General features: G+C 42.8%; 17 protein-coding genes and 1 tRNA gene. 15 read left to right on the top strand and 3 right to left on the bottom strand.

What is annotated here, in order from left to right; genetic code table 11:
* The first annotated feature begins 11 nt into the window (after window positions 1-11).
* Genes FPL27_RS18840 through FPL27_RS18805 form a run of 8 tightly spaced genes read left to right on the top strand, consistent with a single transcriptional unit; the run spans window position 12 to window position 8,345 of the window.
* Window positions 12-1,547 carry a sialate O-acetylesterase gene (locus FPL27_RS18840; protein WP_143962792.1) on the top strand — a complete coding sequence of 512 codons (1,536 nt, stop codon included), beginning with the start codon at window positions 12-14 and terminating at the stop codon, window positions 1,545-1,547.
* A 29-nt stretch (window positions 1,548-1,576) separates the two neighbouring features.
* Window positions 1,577-2,788 carry a DUF4185 domain-containing protein gene (locus FPL27_RS18835; protein ID WP_143962791.1) on the top strand — a complete coding sequence of 404 codons (1,212 nt, stop codon included), beginning with the start codon at window positions 1,577-1,579 and terminating at the stop codon, window positions 2,786-2,788.
* 7 nt (window positions 2,789-2,795) lie between these two features.
* Window positions 2,796-3,851 (top strand): aldose epimerase family protein, encoded by a 1,056-nt coding sequence (locus tag FPL27_RS18830; RefSeq protein WP_143962790.1) that lies wholly within the window; start codon window positions 2,796-2,798, stop codon window positions 3,849-3,851.
* Window positions 3,848-4,609: an SDR family oxidoreductase gene (locus FPL27_RS18825; RefSeq protein WP_143962789.1), complete on the top strand. Its 762-nt coding sequence runs from the start codon at window positions 3,848-3,850 to the stop codon at window positions 4,607-4,609. Before FPL27_RS18830 ends, FPL27_RS18825 begins: the two co-directional genes overlap by 4 nt.
* On the top strand, window positions 4,609-5,832 hold the full coding sequence (locus tag FPL27_RS18820; RefSeq protein WP_143962788.1) for an enolase C-terminal domain-like protein: 1,224 nt from the start codon (window positions 4,609-4,611) through the stop codon (window positions 5,830-5,832). Before FPL27_RS18825 ends, FPL27_RS18820 begins: the two co-directional genes overlap by 1 nt.
* A gap of 2 nt (window positions 5,833-5,834) precedes the next feature.
* Window positions 5,835-6,686: an SMP-30/gluconolactonase/LRE family protein gene (locus tag FPL27_RS18815; RefSeq protein WP_143962787.1), complete on the top strand. Its 852-nt coding sequence runs from the start codon at window positions 5,835-5,837 to the stop codon at window positions 6,684-6,686.
* A gap of 28 nt (window positions 6,687-6,714) precedes the next feature.
* Window positions 6,715-7,470: an SDR family NAD(P)-dependent oxidoreductase gene (locus FPL27_RS18810; protein WP_143962786.1), complete on the top strand. Its 756-nt coding sequence runs from the start codon at window positions 6,715-6,717 to the stop codon at window positions 7,468-7,470.
* Between the two features lie 2 nt (window positions 7,471-7,472).
* Window positions 7,473-8,345, top strand: coding sequence for a fumarylacetoacetate hydrolase family protein (locus FPL27_RS18805; protein ID WP_143962785.1), 873 nt, complete (start codon window positions 7,473-7,475; stop codon window positions 8,343-8,345).
* Here FPL27_RS18805 and FPL27_RS18800 read toward each other — a convergent pair.
* Window positions 8,343-8,414 (bottom strand) — tRNA-Arg (locus FPL27_RS18800). The genes FPL27_RS18805 and FPL27_RS18800 overlap by 3 nt on opposite strands.
* Window positions 8,415-8,669: 255 nt before the next feature.
* On the opposite strand from FPL27_RS18800, the gene FPL27_RS18795 reads away from it, so the two are divergent.
* The 7 genes from FPL27_RS18795 (at window position 8,670) to FPL27_RS18765 (ending at window position 13,682) form a co-directional block, all read left to right on the top strand.
* On the top strand, window positions 8,670-9,218 hold the full coding sequence (locus tag FPL27_RS18795) for a 30S ribosomal protein S16 (protein WP_143962784.1): 549 nt from the start codon (window positions 8,670-8,672) through the stop codon (window positions 9,216-9,218).
* 14 nt (window positions 9,219-9,232) lie between these two features.
* Window positions 9,233-9,763 carry a ribosome maturation factor RimM gene (rimM, locus tag FPL27_RS18790; protein ID WP_143962783.1) on the top strand — a complete coding sequence of 177 codons (531 nt, stop codon included), beginning with the start codon at window positions 9,233-9,235 and terminating at the stop codon, window positions 9,761-9,763.
* 3 nt (window positions 9,764-9,766) lie between these two features.
* A complete protein-coding gene (gene trmD, locus FPL27_RS18785) occupies window positions 9,767-10,465 on the top strand; it encodes a tRNA (guanosine(37)-N1)-methyltransferase TrmD (protein WP_143962782.1) in 699 nt (232 codons plus the stop codon).
* Between the two features lie 87 nt (window positions 10,466-10,552).
* The gene (gene rplS, locus FPL27_RS18780) at window positions 10,553-10,918 is read left to right on the top strand and encodes a 50S ribosomal protein L19 (RefSeq protein ID WP_143962781.1); all 366 of its coding nucleotides are present in this window, start codon (window positions 10,553-10,555) and stop codon (window positions 10,916-10,918) included.
* A 229-nt stretch (window positions 10,919-11,147) separates the two neighbouring features.
* Window positions 11,148-12,686, top strand: coding sequence for a glutamate--tRNA ligase (gene gltX / locus FPL27_RS18775; RefSeq protein WP_143962780.1), 1,539 nt, complete (start codon window positions 11,148-11,150; stop codon window positions 12,684-12,686).
* A 14-nt stretch (window positions 12,687-12,700) separates the two neighbouring features.
* Complete coding sequence (locus FPL27_RS18770; RefSeq protein ID WP_143962779.1) at window positions 12,701-12,916, top strand: hypothetical protein; 216 nt, start codon at window positions 12,701-12,703, stop codon at window positions 12,914-12,916.
* 100 nt (window positions 12,917-13,016) lie between these two features.
* On the top strand, window positions 13,017-13,682 hold the full coding sequence (locus FPL27_RS18765) for a porin family protein (protein WP_143962778.1): 666 nt from the start codon (window positions 13,017-13,019) through the stop codon (window positions 13,680-13,682).
* A 208-nt stretch (window positions 13,683-13,890) separates the two neighbouring features.
* Here the strand turns inward: FPL27_RS18765 and FPL27_RS18760 are convergent, their stop codons facing one another.
* Together FPL27_RS18760 and FPL27_RS18755 are read right to left on the bottom strand one after the other, a co-directional pair.
* Window positions 13,891-14,076, bottom strand: a complete 186-nt coding sequence (locus FPL27_RS18760; RefSeq protein ID WP_143962777.1) for a hypothetical protein — start codon at window positions 14,074-14,076, stop codon at window positions 13,891-13,893.
* A partial coding sequence (locus FPL27_RS18755; RefSeq protein WP_143962776.1) for a methyltransferase family protein occupies window positions 14,073-14,418 on the bottom strand: 346 nt, incomplete at its 5' end. The genes FPL27_RS18760 and FPL27_RS18755, both read right to left, overlap by 4 nt.

The raw sequence follows: 14,418 nt of genomic DNA, 5'->3' as shown, positions 1-14,418 counted from the left end.
ACCTATTTTGAATGAAAATTTTCCCCTTCCTTATGTTTTTGCTGACACTCATGAATTTTCATGATTGTGAAGCCCTGAATAAGAAAGATAGTTATCACAGGGAGGGGGAGTTTTCTATCAATCCAGTGCTCCAAAGCCATATGGTAATCCAGCAGGGGCAGACTTTAGTTTTGTGGGGCACTGGAAATCAAGGTGAGACGGTAAGAATCCAAGCTGATTGGGCTTCAGAACCAGTCGAAAGTAAGGTTGATCCGGATGGAAAGTGGTTGGCGGAAATAATGGTTCCTAAAGCCACAGAAGGGGATTTTACAAAACATAATATTTCCCTTACCCAAGGGGTGGAAAAAATTAAGCTACACGATCTATTGATAGGAGAAGTCTGGTTATGTAGCGGTCAGTCCAACATGGATATGGAAATGGAAGCCAATCCACCCTGGTTGGAAGGGGTGTTAGATTTTGAGAGAGAAATTGCTGCGGCTGATTTTGCTGAAATCAGGTTTATCAAGATTGAGAAAAAGTTTACCAAGGAGCCCATCGAAGAGGCTAAGGGAACCTGGCAGTTGGTCACACTACAAACGGCTGGAGACCTTAGTGGAGTTGCCTATTACTTCGGGAGAGAGTTACATCAAAGGCTCAATATTCCTATAGGGCTAGTGGTGTCATCTTTTGGTGGTTCGGCAGCTCAGGCATGGACGAGCAGGGAGGCATTAAATACAAATGAGGATATCAAATCCAAGTATTTGGATCCTTACGATAAAAGTAATAAGCCTCAAGAAAGCTTGGAGAATGTAGAAACCTTTGAGGAAATATTCGAGATTTTGGCTCGCCCAACCTTGCTCTATAATGGTATGATCTATCCCATAAGAAATCTTTCAGTTAGGGGCTTTTTGTGGTACCAGGGTGAATCCAATAAACTTGAAGCACAACACTATCCTTTATTAAGTTCAGCAATGATCGAAGGATGGAGGAAGGATTTTCCAGGTGAAGGCCATCCTTTTTATTACGTCCAAATGCCGGCCTATAATTGGGAGGAGAATGATTCCACTGCAACATATTACGCCCGATTTAGAGAAGCCCAAGAGGCCGTGTTAAGTCAGGTGGCCAATACAGGTATGATCAGCACCATGGATATAGGTGAGGTTGACAACATTCATCCTCGAAACAAAAAAGATGTAGGACTCCGACTTTCAAATTTGGCATTAAATAAAACTTATGGTAAAAATGAAACGGCTTGGTTAGGACCTCTTTTTTCTTCTTTTGAAATAAATGAAAGTACTGTAATAGTTGAGTTTGAAGAGGAAAGTTTAGGTAGTGGATTAGTTACGAATGATGGACAAGCACCAAAGCATTTTTATGTAGCTGGAGACGATCAGGTTTTCTACCCTGCCGACGCTAAAATTGATAATAATAGCATAGTGCTTAATTCCAATGAGGTTAATGCCCCGGTAGCTGTTCGATATGCCTTCACCAATTATCCAATTACCAATCTTCAAAATAAAGAAGGATTACCTGCTTACCCTTTCCGCACAGATGAATGGACGGACTGATAGCATTTACTGCCTAAAAAATAACTGATATGAAACACAAAATTAACATCCCCCCAATTTTGACAGGCATTCTATTATTAGGTGTGCTTTCAAGCTGCAATACTAATGCTGAAGACAATAACGGCAATAATCAGGGCAATAGGACTGAATCCTCTATAAAAGCTACTTCGGTGTCTGAATGGGAGGAAATGCTTAGAAACGATAATGGGTGGATAGGCGCTGATGGGGTTTATTCTGTAGCCTTAAATGGTGTAGAAAAACCTGGAAAGGCTGATGAAACAGAAACTTTATTTTGGTTCAGTGACACCATAATTGGTGAGATAAAAGATGATTCGCTCAAAAGTGATTGGGAAATGGTCCATAATTCTGTTGGATATATGAAAGGAGCGGTTCCAGATCCTTCAAACATTAAATTCCATTGGAAGAATGGTGATAATGGAGAGGCAAGTTCAATGTTTGAACCATCAACCAAAACTGAAAAGGGAGAGTATTTCTGGCTAGGTGATGGTTTTTTCAATCATGCAGTAGATAGCACCATCTATATTTTTGCCTACGAGATTATAAATGTGCCAGGAGGGGTTTATCCATTTGATGACGTCGGGGTTTCTTTGATAGCCTTACCTAAGGGCAGCCGACCACCTTTTGAAGAACAGCGGCAATTGGAAACTCCACTTTTCCACAAGGATAGTGAGGGGAAAGGTAAAGTCGCATTTGGTATCAGCGTCCTGGCCAATACAGAAGGAGCTGGCGCACCTAATCCTGATGGGTATATTTATGTTTATGGTGTACGAGGGCCTAATAAGGAGTTATTGGTAGCAAGGGTCAAAGATTTAGAATTTGAAGAATTTTCTGAATGGAATTATTGGAATGGGGCAGAATGGGACTCAAATATTCATAAAGCTGCGGCCTTAACCAGTCGAATATCCAATGAAATGAGTGTCAGTTTTATGGAAGACGGAAGGGTCATATCCGTTTACCAACTAGATACTAATTCTCCCACGGTAGCTATACAAGTTGGTCAATCACCTACCGGGCCTTTCCAGCCATATAAAGCTATTTACGAAACTCCTGAAATATATGAGGACATCGATTTCTATACTTACAATGCAAAGGCTCACCCCCATTTATCAAAACCTGGAGAGTTATTAATAAGCTATAATGTTAACTCATTTGATTTTATGGCGGATATCCATGCACACCCTTACCACCTTCGTCCACGGTTTATAAATTTAAAATATTAGGGATATTATGGTTAAGGAACCAGGGAAAGATCATGACTCTAAGATTGTCCTCAGAAATGGAAAATCCACTGTTACATTGGAGTTAAATGGAGGGGCAATTTCAGGTTTTCAATTTCTTAATCATAAAATCAATCCTTTAAACTTTCGGTTTAACCCTGACCAAATGCCTTCCAACAATCGGGGGGGGTATCCATACCAAGGGCATTTTTTATGCTTGGGGAGATGGGGTGAGCCTTCTAAAGGAGAGATTATGGCTGGTTTGCCCAATCACGGCCAGGTTGCCAATATAAAATGGGATAAAGGGGAGCAAGATAACCTCACGTCATTAATGAGCGCCGTAGCTCCCTTGGAAGGACTAAGAGTAGAAAGAAAAGTGAGTTTAGATCCGACAGAGGCTGTTTTCGGGGTTGCTGAAACAATAACCAATATAAATCCACTCGGAAGAGCAAGTGCCATTGTTCAACATCCAACTTTAACTTTTCCTTTTTTGGATGAGGGAACCCAAGTGAATTGCAGTGCAAAGGTTGGTTTTCAACAGTCTTTTGATGGGGCCATAGATAATACTCCAATAAATTGGCCTTTAGGCAAATTAGAAAACGGGAATGAATTTTCATTAGAATGCCCTAAAGCAGTAGAAAATGCAGTCTATTCATTCATCTGCAGCAAAGAAGACAATTTGGGTTGGATTACAGCATATTCGCCTACCCATCAGCTACTTTTAGGTTATATGTGGAAGAGAGAGGACTATCCCTGGATTCATCTATGGCAGCATTTTGAAGAGGGAATCATCAAGTATAGAGGTATTGAGTTTGGTACTGCAGGGGTGCATAAGCCCTTTGGAGATTTCATCCATTCTCACCCGGTATTGTTTGGAGAAAAGACTTTCGATTACCTTGATGCTGGAGCTTGTATTCATAAAAAGTATGTGTCTTTTCAAATGAACCTGGATAGAACATTTGAAGGTGTTGAGGATGTAAGTTTTGTTGATGGTATTATTCAGATTAAAGAAAAAAGGGCGAATCAAATTTTAGAATTAAAAACCTCATTGGGGGAGTATTTATGAGATTCAAAGATAAAACAGTAGTGATTTCTGGAGGAACCAAAGGGATTGGAGCGGCCTGCGCTACGCTATTTTATGATGAAGGCGCCAATGTAATTGTGCTAGATATTGAAAAGCCATTCGATTTTGAAACTAAAGCAAATTGGCATTACCAAAACTGTAATATTGCGAAGGGAGAAGAAGTGCGAGAGGCCTTTTCATCGATAAAAAGCAAATTTGATCACATAGATTATTTGATAAATAACGCAGGCATTCAGAAATATGGTTCTGTAACCGAAACCTCAGAATCCGATTGGGATTTAGTATTCGATGTCAATTTGAAGGGGGCATTTCTCTGTGCTCAAAATGCGCTGCCGTTGATGGTTTCCCAAAAGAAAGGCGTAATTATTAATGTTGCCAGCGTACAGGCTTTTGTAAGCCAGCAAAAAGTTGCGGCTTATACTACCGCCAAGACGGCCATGCTGGGACTTACCCGAAGTATTGCAATTGACTATGCTCCTTACGTCAGATGTGTTGCGGTATGTCCAGGGACTATAAACACCCCCATGGTCCACGATTCTATTGCTCTCTCACCCAATCCTGATGAAGTAATGCAGGAGTGTGTGGATATGCATTTGACTAATAGGATTGGTGAGCCAACAGAGGTAGCGGAGTTAATAGCTTTTTTGTGTGAGGATAAAGCATCCTTTATTACAGGTGAAGCCATTAGAATTGATGGAGGATTGGGAATTTCTATTGGGGGAAGTAAAAAAGACATTTAATGAAAATTACAGATATTAAAGCTAACACGGTCGCTATGCCTTTAGAGGCTCCCATTCGACATGCAAATGGTGCGCATTGGGGAAGATTTGTCAGGACAATCATAGAGGTCGAAACTGATGAGGGGATTGTGGGACTTGGTGAAATGGGTGGGGGAGGCCAGTCAGCTGCAGACGCATTTAACGGATTAAAGAGTTATTTGATTGGTCATGATCCCATGCAGCTAGAAGAACTGTACTGGAAGATTTGTAATCCTACTGCCTCACTCTATAACAACAGAACCCAGCTACATGCGGCTATTGAGTTTGCATGTATTGATATTATCGGGAAGAAACTGGGGATCAGAGCATGTGATCTCCTTGGCGGTGCCATTCGCGAGCATATCCCATTTGCCTCATATTTGTTTTTCCGATATCCAAATAAAAATACTGGCCTCGGAGAAGTTGAAACGGTAGAGCAAATGGTGGCGCATGCCAAGTCCTTGGAGAAACTTTACGGCTTTAGGTCCCATAAATTAAAGGCCGGTGTTTTTCATCCAGATCACGAACTGGAGGTTTTTCGAGAGTTGGCAAATAGTTTTCCTGGGCATACCTTTAGAATTGATCCGAATGCTGCGTGGAGCGTGGAGGAATCTATTAGATTCGGTAAGGCTATTGAGGATTTGCCCAATGATTTTTTCGAGGATCCCACTTGGGGTTTAGAGGGCATGAGAAGAGTCCGCGAAAAGGTTCGCATTCCCACTGCAACCAATACGGTTGTGGTAAACTTTGAGCAGCTGACTTCCTGCATTCGAACCAATTCGGTGGATGTGATTTTGTTAGACACCACTTTTTGGGGAGGTCTACGGCAGGCATGGAAAGCAGGGGTAATTTGTGAAAAGTTTCAATTGGGAGTAGCTGTGCACAGTTCCGGAGAACTTGGAATCCAACTGGCCACCATGCTTCATCTTGGGGCATCCACACCCAACTTATCCTTTTCGGCCGATGCCCACTATCACCATCTAGTAGATGATATTATAGTAGGAGGTAAAATGAAATATAAGGACGGGTGCATAAAAGTGCCGGAAGGACCTGGACTTGGAGTAGAACTAGACCGCGAAAAGCTTCTCAAATATGCTGAATTATATAAGGAAGTAGGTGGGTATACTTATGATAGAGACCCGGAGAGGCCGGATTGGTATAGTATCCTGCCAGAAAGAAGGTGGGCAGAATTAACCGATAAATAACCATGAAATATTCAATAGCAGATGTAGGGACTTTGGCTGAAGGGCTAGACCACCCTGAGTGTATTGCTGTCCATCCGGATGGTTCTGTTTGGGCTGGTGGTGAAGCAGGTCAGGTTTATAAAATTTCTCCGGATGGCAAGAAGACAGAGGAAATCTGTTCTACGGGAGGTTTTATTTTAGGAATTGCTTTTTCGCCTGACTGTAGTTGGTTGGCCTTGTGTGATCTAAAGCATAAGTGTGTGTGGAAACTGGAACTTGAAAGTTTCAAACTCGAAAAATTTGCTGTTGGAGCAGATGGTGAGGATTTCCAAATTCCGAATTATCCGGTATTTGACTCAGTAGGTAATTTGTATGTGTCCGAAAGTGGTGCTTTCCGAACCATTACGGGTAAAATTTTCAAATTTTCACCTTCAGGAGATGGAGAAATTTGGCATCAAGGGCCTTTCAATTTTGCCAACGGCCTAGCTCTTAGCAAAGATGAGAAAACCTTATTTATAGTTTCGACATTTCTGCCGGGAGTAGAAACGGTTAGCATTTCGGATGATGGTAGTGCAGGGGAAAGAGATGTATATGCCACCTTGCCACAAACCTGTCCTGATGGAATTGCTTTTGATGCGGAGGAAAACCTTTATGTTTCATGTTATGCCCCAAATAGAATTTATAAAGTTAGTAAACAACGGGAGGTTGTCCTTTTAATTGATGACTGGGAAGGCCATATTCTTGCCAACCCCACCAATATAGCTTTTGGCGGAAAGGATTATTCCACTTTATATGTAGCAAATCTGGGAAGATGGCATGTAGCTACTTTACCTATGGATGTTCCAGGGTTGAAACTTATTTGTCATAAAAAATGACCTTTTAAGGGGTTTAAATTAAGATTGTATGAAAGGAAAATCAGCAATAATTACCGGGGGAGCTAGTGGAATTGGCTTAGCTATTTCGGAGCGTTTTGCTAAAGAAGGGGCTTCGGTCATCATGCTGGACTTCAATATCCAAGCAGGTGAAAAAGTTGAAAGTGAATTGGTAGAAAAGGGCTATGATGTTACTTTTTTATCCTGTGATGTCAGTAAGCAGTCAGCAGTAAAAGATGTGTTTGCTCAGTTAAAAGCTCCTGTGGATATCTTGGTCAACAATGCTGGGGTATCTCATGTAGGAAACATTGAAAATACCTCTGAGGAAGATTTCGATAGATTATTTCAAATCAATGTCAAAGGTGTCTACAATTGTACTCAGGAGGCAATAGCTCAGATGAAAGGTAGAGGTGGGGTTATCCTTAACATGGCTTCTATAGTGGCTTTAGTCGGGATTCCTGATAGATTTGCCTATTCCATGACTAAGGGTGCGGTATTGTCAATGACTTTGTCTGTTGCCTGTGATTATATTAAGGAAGGTATAAGGTGTAACTGCATTTCACCCGCACGGGTACATACCCCTTTTGTGGATGATTTTCTGAGTAAGAATTATCCTGGAAAAGAGCAGGAGATGTTTGAAAAGCTTGCCCAAACACAGCCCATTGGTCGGATGGGCAGTACAAAAGAAGTTGCTTCTCTTGCCTATTACATTTGTTCAGATGAAGCTGCTTTTATTACTGGGACTAATTATCCTGTAGATGGTGGATTTTTACATTTAAAACCTTAAAGATGAGATTGATAAGATTTGGAAGCCCGGGGCAGGAAAAGCCGGGCATAGAGACTCAAGCCGGCAATAGACTGGACTGTAGTGGATTTGGTGAAGATTGGAATGAATTATTTTTTGAAACAGACGGACTGACAAGACTTCAGGAATACCTGAGCAGCCATAAAGATTCGCTCCCAAGTATTCCCAACGATATTAGATTGGGCTCACCTATTGGAAGACCCTCCAAAATCATATGTGTAGGCTTGAACTACTCTCTTCATGCTAAAGAAAGCGGGATGGAGGTTCCAAAAGAGCCAGTGCTTTTCATGAAGGCTAGTTCATCATTAACTGGGCCTTTTGATGAGATCATCATTCCCAGAGAATCACACAAAACTGATTGGGAAGTTGAATTGGCTGTGGTGATAGGTAAAAAGGCCTCCTACGTGTCCAAGGAAAAAGCGATGGATTATGTAGCCGGCTATACAATACATAATGATGTGAGTGAAAGAGACTTTCAGTTGAATAGAGGAGGTCAGTGGGTGAAAGGAAAAAGTAATGATACTTTTGCGCCAATCGGGCCTTATCTTGTAACCAAGGAAGATATTCCTGATCCACATAGCCTAAGGTTGTGGCTAAGTCTTAATGGTGAAATAATGCAGGACAGTAATACCTCTGACCTGGTTTTCGATATTCCAGAACTGGTTAGCTATATCAGCCAATTTATGAGTTTATTTCCCGGTGATGTGATTTCTACAGGCACTCCATCAGGAGTTGGCATGGGTTTAAACCCTCCAAAGTACTTAAAAGCAGGTGACGTAGTGGAGTTGGGTATAGAGGGCCTGGGCGTTTCTAAGCAGGAGGTAATTGGGTATGATGATAAGTTGAGGATTATGTAGCCCCGCCAGGAATCGAACCTGGATCTAAAGTTTAGGAAACTTCTATTCTATCCATTGAACTACGGGGCCATATTTGAAAGTAAGAGGTACGAAGTTAGAAGTACGAAGGGGGAGCGGTTGACTCTCATCGGTCATCGGACACCTGTCATCGGACATCTGTCATCTGTCATCGGACATCGTTCATCTTCATGCAATTTAAACCAATTTCCCGTACTTCCGCAAATATTGTATAGCTAAGTTGTTCTTTTCAAGATAATTCAGCTATCTTTGCAGTCCAAAAATAAGATGGACGGGATCCATCAATACACTAAATATCAATAAAATATGGCAGTAAAAATCAGATTAGCGCGTAGAGGTAGAAAAAGAATGGCCATCTATGACGTCGTAGTAGCTGATGCAAGAGCTCCACGTGATGGACGCTTTATCGAAAAAATCGGGTCTTACAACCCAAACACTGACCCAGCATCTATCAACATCAACAATGAGCGTGCGCTTAAGTGGTTGTTGAACGGTGCTCAGCCAACTGACACCGTGAAAGCGATGCTTTCGTACAGAGGTGTGATGTTGAAAAAACACCTTCAGATCGGTGTGTTGAAAGGTGCGATCAAGCAAGAAGACGCTGACAAGAAGTTTGAAGAATGGTTGGCTTCTAAAGAAGATGCTATCTCTGGCAAAGTGGACAAATTGGCTCAGGCCAAAGAAGAGAAACGTGCCGCTGCTCTTGCTGCTGAAACAGCTAAGAAAGAAGCTCGTCTTGAAGCTATCAGAAAGAGAGAGGAAGATGCCAAAGCCGCTGCTGCAGCTGAGGAAGCTCCTGCTCAGGAAGAAGGTGGAGAAGCTGCTGATTCCAACGAAGAAGAAAACAACGCTTAAGAGTACCCCCTTCCATGAACAAAGACAATTGTTTCCAGATCGGCTACATTTCAAAAGTTCATGGGCTTCATGGTGAGGTGACCGTCAAATTGGACGTGGATGACCCTTCGCAATACGAAGACCTGGAACATGTGTTCCTGGAACAGAAAGGTCGCCTTGTCCCATACTTTCTCGAACACTTTGTCTATCAGACCGGAGGAAAGGTCTTGGCCAAATTTGAGGAATATGATGACGTGAATGCCGCCGGAACATTGGTTGGCGCTGGGATTTTCCTGCCGCTCAATGCTCTTCCTCAATTGGAGGATGACCAGTATTATTACCATGAACTGATCGGGTTTACCGTGATCGACGAGAATCACGGGGAGCTCGGGGAAATTAAAGTTTTATATGACCTTCAGACCCAGGATTTGATCGGGCTCGACTATAAAGGCAAAGAAGTGCTGATTCCCATACAGGATGGCATCATTACCAAGGTTGACAAGGCAGAAAAGAAAGTTTACTGCCATTTGCCTGAAGGCTTACTTGACATTTATTTGGAGGATTGATCCATGCGCATTGATATCATTACGGTAGTGCCTGGACTGTTGGAGGGGCCTTTTTCCCATTCCATCCTGAAAAGGGCGGAGGATAAAGGGCTGGCCATGGTCAAGGTGCATAACCTTAGGGAATATGCCATCGGCAAGCATAATCAAGTTGATGACTATGCTTTCGGTGGTGGTGCAGGGATGGTCATGATGGTGGAACCTATCGCCAAGTGCATTGATGCACTCAAGAGCGAGCGGGAATACGATGAGGTGATCTACATGACACCGGATGGGCAACCATTCGATCAAAAGATGGCCAACTCACTTTCCCTTAAAGGGAATATCATCATACTTTGCGGCCACTATAAGGGTGTGGACGAAAGGATCAGACAGCGGTACATTACCAAGGAAATCAGCATTGGTGACTTTGTGTTGTCCGGTGGAGAACTTGCTGCAGCTGTAGTGGCTGATGCAGTGATCCGACTGATACCTGGAGTTCTCAACGATGAGACTTCCGCATTGACAGACTCCTTCCAAGATGGCTTGCTGGCCCCGCCAGTTTATACCAGGCCGGCAGATTATGATGGGATGAAAGTGCCGGATATATTGCTTTCTGGACATAACGGCAAAATAGAAACCTGGAGGTTTGAAGAATCGGTTCGCCGCACTAAAGAGAGAAGGCCTGACTTGCTCAAAGGCAAAGGGTTGATGAACGGCGATTAACGTAAATATTTGACAGATAATTTAATAGAACCAAAAATTGCATACATTTGCAATTCAATTTGCGAAAGCATATAAATAAATAAAGATATGAGCGAACTACTTAAAGTTGTAGAAGAGGAATACAAAGATGTACGATCTAAGTTCCCTTCTTTTAAGGCAGGAGATACCATCAATGTACACGTAAGAATTACGGAAGGTAACAAAGAGCGTATCCAGCAGTTCCAAGGTACTGTGATCCAAAGAAAGAATCCTAACTCAAACGGGGAGACTTTCACGGTAAGAAAAATCTCTAACGGTATCGGCGTGGAGAGAATTTTCCCAATCTTGGGTCCAAGCATCGAAAAAATCGAATTGCTAAGAGAAGGTAAGGTAAGAAGAGCCAGATTGTTCTACTTGAGAGGACGTCATGGTAAAGCTGCCAAGATTAAAGAGAAAATGAGACCTAGAAAATAATTTATTTTCAGGACAATAAGAAAAAGGGGAACCAGAGATGGTTCCCCTTTTTTTTTGCCCGGTGTCGGATGCGAGATGACCGATGTCCCACATCCAACATCTAGCTCCCCTCCTTTTCCCCCTCAAAAAATCGGTTTCACGCCTCAAAATCTCTATCTTTGCCCTTTAAAATCCGGCGGCATGCTACGCAAATCCGTCGGGGTAATCATATAAGGAAACATTCTGATCCATGAATAGAGAAGTACGTGTACGTTTTGCCCCTTCCCCTACGGGCGGGCTTCATATTGGGGGTGTGAGAACGGCCCTTTACAACTACCTTTTTGCAAAGAAAAACAACGGTAAATTTCTCCTTAGAGTGGAGGATACCGATCAGACACGCTTTGTGCCTGGTGCCGAAGAATATATCAAAGATGCCTTGGACTGGCTTGGCATCACCCCGGATGAGAGTCCATGGGTAGGCGGGTCTGTTGGGCCTTACCGACAGTCTGAAAGAAAAGAAATGTACATGGAGTATGCCATGGACCTTGTAGAAAAAGGCCATGCCTATTATGCATTTGATACTTCTGAGGAACTTGACGCCATGCGCGAAAGGCTGACCGCTGCCAGAGTGGTTTCCCCTCAATATAACTCCATCACCAGGACACAGATGAAAAACTCCCTGACCTTGCCGGAAGATGAGGTAAAGGAGCGCTTGGCTTCTGGTGAACCTTATGTGATCCGGATCAAAATCCCGCGTAAGGAAGAAGTGAGATTGAATGACATGATCCGTGGTTGGGTGATGGTTCATTCCAGTACTTTGGATGACAAAGTTTTGATGAAATCAGACGGCATGCCGACTTATCACCTTGCCAACATTGTGGATGACCACCTGATGGGTATCACCCATGTGATCAGGGGTGAGGAGTGGTTGCCATCAGCACCTCTGCACGTCTTGCTTTATCGATACTTGGGCTGGGAGGATACCATGCCACAGTTTGCCCACCTGCCATTGCTATTGAAGCCAGATGGAAATGGCAAACTTTCCAAAAGAGATGCTGATAAGCACGGCTTCCCGATCTTCCCAATGGACTGGAAAGATCCTAAATCGGAAGAAGTGGCGATTGGATTCAAAGAGCAGGGTTACCTTCCTGAGGCCATGATTAATTTCTTGGCTTTCCTAGGCTGGAATCCGGGTGATCATAGGGAAATGTTTACGAAGGAGGAACTAGTTGAGGCTTTCACAGTAGAAAGAATCGGCAAGTCAGGAACCAAATTCGATATCAACAAGGCCAAATGGTACAACGAACAATACCTCAGAGCAAAATCTGATGGCGAATTGGCGGCGTATCTTATGGATGATTTGAAGAAGGAAGGCATTGAACTTTCTCCTGAAAAGGCTGAAAGAATTGCAGGCCTGATGAAGGAAAGAGCAACTTTCCCTGCTGATCTGTGGAAAGAAGGGAAGTTTATGCTGATCGCTCCTGCTGAATTTGACGAAAAGGTAGCCGAAAAACGCTGGAACAATGATGCGGTGAGCGTGTTATCAACTTATAAAGGTAAAATCAATGCCTTGGAAGGAGATCTTGACCCGGTGCAGGCCAAAAGCCTCTTGGAGGAGTCAGCATCAGAGAATGAGCTAAAACTTGGAAAAGTGATGCAGGCAGTAAGATTAGCCGTGACTGGTGTAGGTGCCGGGCCTGATCTGATGGAAGTTTTTGCAATCATTGGCAAGGAAGAGTTATCCAAAAGGATTGATTTTGCGTTAGATACTCTAAAGGTGAATGCTTAACCCAAATCCTAGCCATGGCCAAGAAGTCCAAAAAAGATGAAAACCCTAAAGTGAACCCCGATCTTGAAGGGTTCAAAATGAAGATCAATTCCTTTGGGGAAATATCCAGTTCGTTTCCCATTGACAAGATCAATGAGTTTCTCAACAGAAATGTCGATGACAAGAAGTTGAGAGATAGGGATGATATCGAGGATGTCAAAAAATCCAAAAAGAAGAAGGACGAAAAATAAAATAAGCCTAAAAGGCCATCGGTTGATGGCCTTTTACTTTTTGGGGCCCTCTAATTCATAATTATCCATTCATAATTATATATTTTCATAACTTTGGTCCATGATCGGAAGAATAGTTTTATTGGCCATGCTAATTTTTGGGATGGCTATGGAAGTACAGGCCCAGAGTAGTACTAGCATCGGGGTAAGATATGGCATCTCCTCCTCCAATGTGAGTTACCGTTCCATTCCCGCAACTCCTAATCGACGAACTGGTGATGTGAGGGGCAACACTTTTGGAATTGTGATAGAGCAATTTTTCTCCAAAAATGCAGGCGCTCAACTGGAAGTGCAATGGGTTACCCATGGGTTTGCCGAAAGTGACACATTGGGTAATGTAAACGAAAGCCAACTGGACTATCTAAAGATACCATTGCTTTCAAATTTTTACTTTGGGAATAAAAACCGATTTCATATCAAGTTAGGACCCCACTTTGGAACCCTCCTAAGTGCAAGGGATATCAGCCGAACACACGAGTTTAACGAGTTGGGTTTTGCGGCGATGCCCACCTATGGAGAGGAGCTGGATGACCCGAAGCGTTTTATGTACGGACTTACCGGAGGGGTAGGAGTTTCCAGACTCTTGGGACGCAACACCATTCAGGCGGAGGTCAGGTTTGGATATGAATTTGGTAGGCCGGAGAGGTTTGAGAGGGTGTATGATATGAATTTTACGAACTTGGAGTTTACCTTGTCGTATTTGTTTGCGGTTTTAAAGAAACCTTAAATGAACCACAGAGGCGCAGAGCACACAGAGTTTTTTAAATAAACCGCAAAGCAATAAAGGGGGGCAAAGAGGAATCAGTTCCAGTTCTCCGCTTCAAATTTTCTCCGCGAAGAGTCCACTGTTAAACTCTCCCGAAAGCTATATCGGGACAAACTCGGCGAAACCCTGCCTGCGTCAGGCAGGTCTGTGTCCCCTTTTTACTAGTCTACTATTTACGTTTCTTGTATTGTCTGAAATAGTAAGCGGGGAAGATGAGGGCTTTTAGTTTCCAGTCGTTTTTTTCTCTCAAGGTGAGGGAATCGTCTTGGTGGACGGTCATGTACATTTTGGATGCCATGAGGGTGTGAGCAATGAGTAAAAGGAATAATAGGGCGTAAAGTATAAGTTCAGTCATTTTGTAAATCTTGGAAGTAATGCCGGCACATTGGACTTGTATGCTGTATATTTTGCCCCAAAAATGGCAATTAATTTCTTTTCCTCATAATTAATGCCCACCGGGAGATAAATTGCCAAGGCTATTAAATGGATTAGGGAAGTCCAAGTTGGTGTAAATAGCAGGTAGCCTGAAAAAATGAAAATCAGACCTAAATATATGGGATGGCGCAAATACTTGTGAATGCCCTCGACCACCAGTTCCTGTTTTTCCTTCAAGTCGTCATGAGGCACAATCCCGCTGAACTTCCAGAGGGAAAAATTTTTGAATGACTTGATCAAAATGATGGTGCCAATGCCGGCA

It is taken from the genome of Litoribacter populi (assembly GCF_007483685.1).
Lineage (GTDB): Bacteria > Bacteroidota > Bacteroidia > Cytophagales > Cyclobacteriaceae > Litoribacter > Litoribacter populi.
This window is presented reverse-complemented; position numbering and strand designations above follow the sequence as displayed.

Bases quoted from the DNA above. Each gene is read 5' to 3' on its own strand.
- FPL27_RS18815 (WP_143962787.1), top strand. From the start codon at position 5,835: ATGAAATATTCAATAGCAGATGTAGGGACTTTGGCTGAAGGGCTAGAC.
- FPL27_RS18835 (WP_143962791.1), top strand. From the start codon at position 1,577: ATGAAACACAAAATTAACATCCCCCCAATTTTGACAGGCATTCTATTA.
- trmD (WP_143962782.1), top strand. From the start codon at position 9,767: ATGCGCATTGATATCATTACGGTAGTGCCTGGACTGTTGGAGGGGCCT.
- FPL27_RS18795 (WP_143962784.1), top strand. From the start codon at position 8,670: ATGGCAGTAAAAATCAGATTAGCGCGTAGAGGTAGAAAAAGAATGGCC.
- FPL27_RS18805 (WP_143962785.1), top strand. From the start codon at position 7,473: ATGAGATTGATAAGATTTGGAAGCCCGGGGCAGGAAAAGCCGGGCATA.
- FPL27_RS18825 (WP_143962789.1), top strand. From the start codon at position 3,848: ATGAGATTCAAAGATAAAACAGTAGTGATTTCTGGAGGAACCAAAGGG.
- FPL27_RS18840 (WP_143962792.1), top strand. From the start codon at position 12: ATGAAAATTTTCCCCTTCCTTATGTTTTTGCTGACACTCATGAATTTT.
- rplS (WP_143962781.1), top strand. From the start codon at position 10,553: ATGAGCGAACTACTTAAAGTTGTAGAAGAGGAATACAAAGATGTACGA.
- FPL27_RS18820 (WP_143962788.1), top strand. From the start codon at position 4,609: ATGAAAATTACAGATATTAAAGCTAACACGGTCGCTATGCCTTTAGAG.
- FPL27_RS18830 (WP_143962790.1), top strand. From the start codon at position 2,796: ATGGTTAAGGAACCAGGGAAAGATCATGACTCTAAGATTGTCCTCAGA.
- FPL27_RS18770 (WP_143962779.1), top strand. From the start codon at position 12,701: ATGGCCAAGAAGTCCAAAAAAGATGAAAACCCTAAAGTGAACCCCGAT.
- FPL27_RS18810 (WP_143962786.1), top strand. From the start codon at position 6,715: ATGAAAGGAAAATCAGCAATAATTACCGGGGGAGCTAGTGGAATTGGC.
- rimM (WP_143962783.1), top strand. From the start codon at position 9,233: ATGAACAAAGACAATTGTTTCCAGATCGGCTACATTTCAAAAGTTCAT.
- gltX (WP_143962780.1), top strand. From the start codon at position 11,148: ATGAATAGAGAAGTACGTGTACGTTTTGCCCCTTCCCCTACGGGCGGG.
- FPL27_RS18760 (WP_143962777.1), bottom strand. From the start codon at position 14,076: ATGACTGAACTTATACTTTACGCCCTATTATTCCTTTTACTCATTGCT.
- FPL27_RS18765 (WP_143962778.1), top strand. From the start codon at position 13,017: ATGATCGGAAGAATAGTTTTATTGGCCATGCTAATTTTTGGGATGGCT.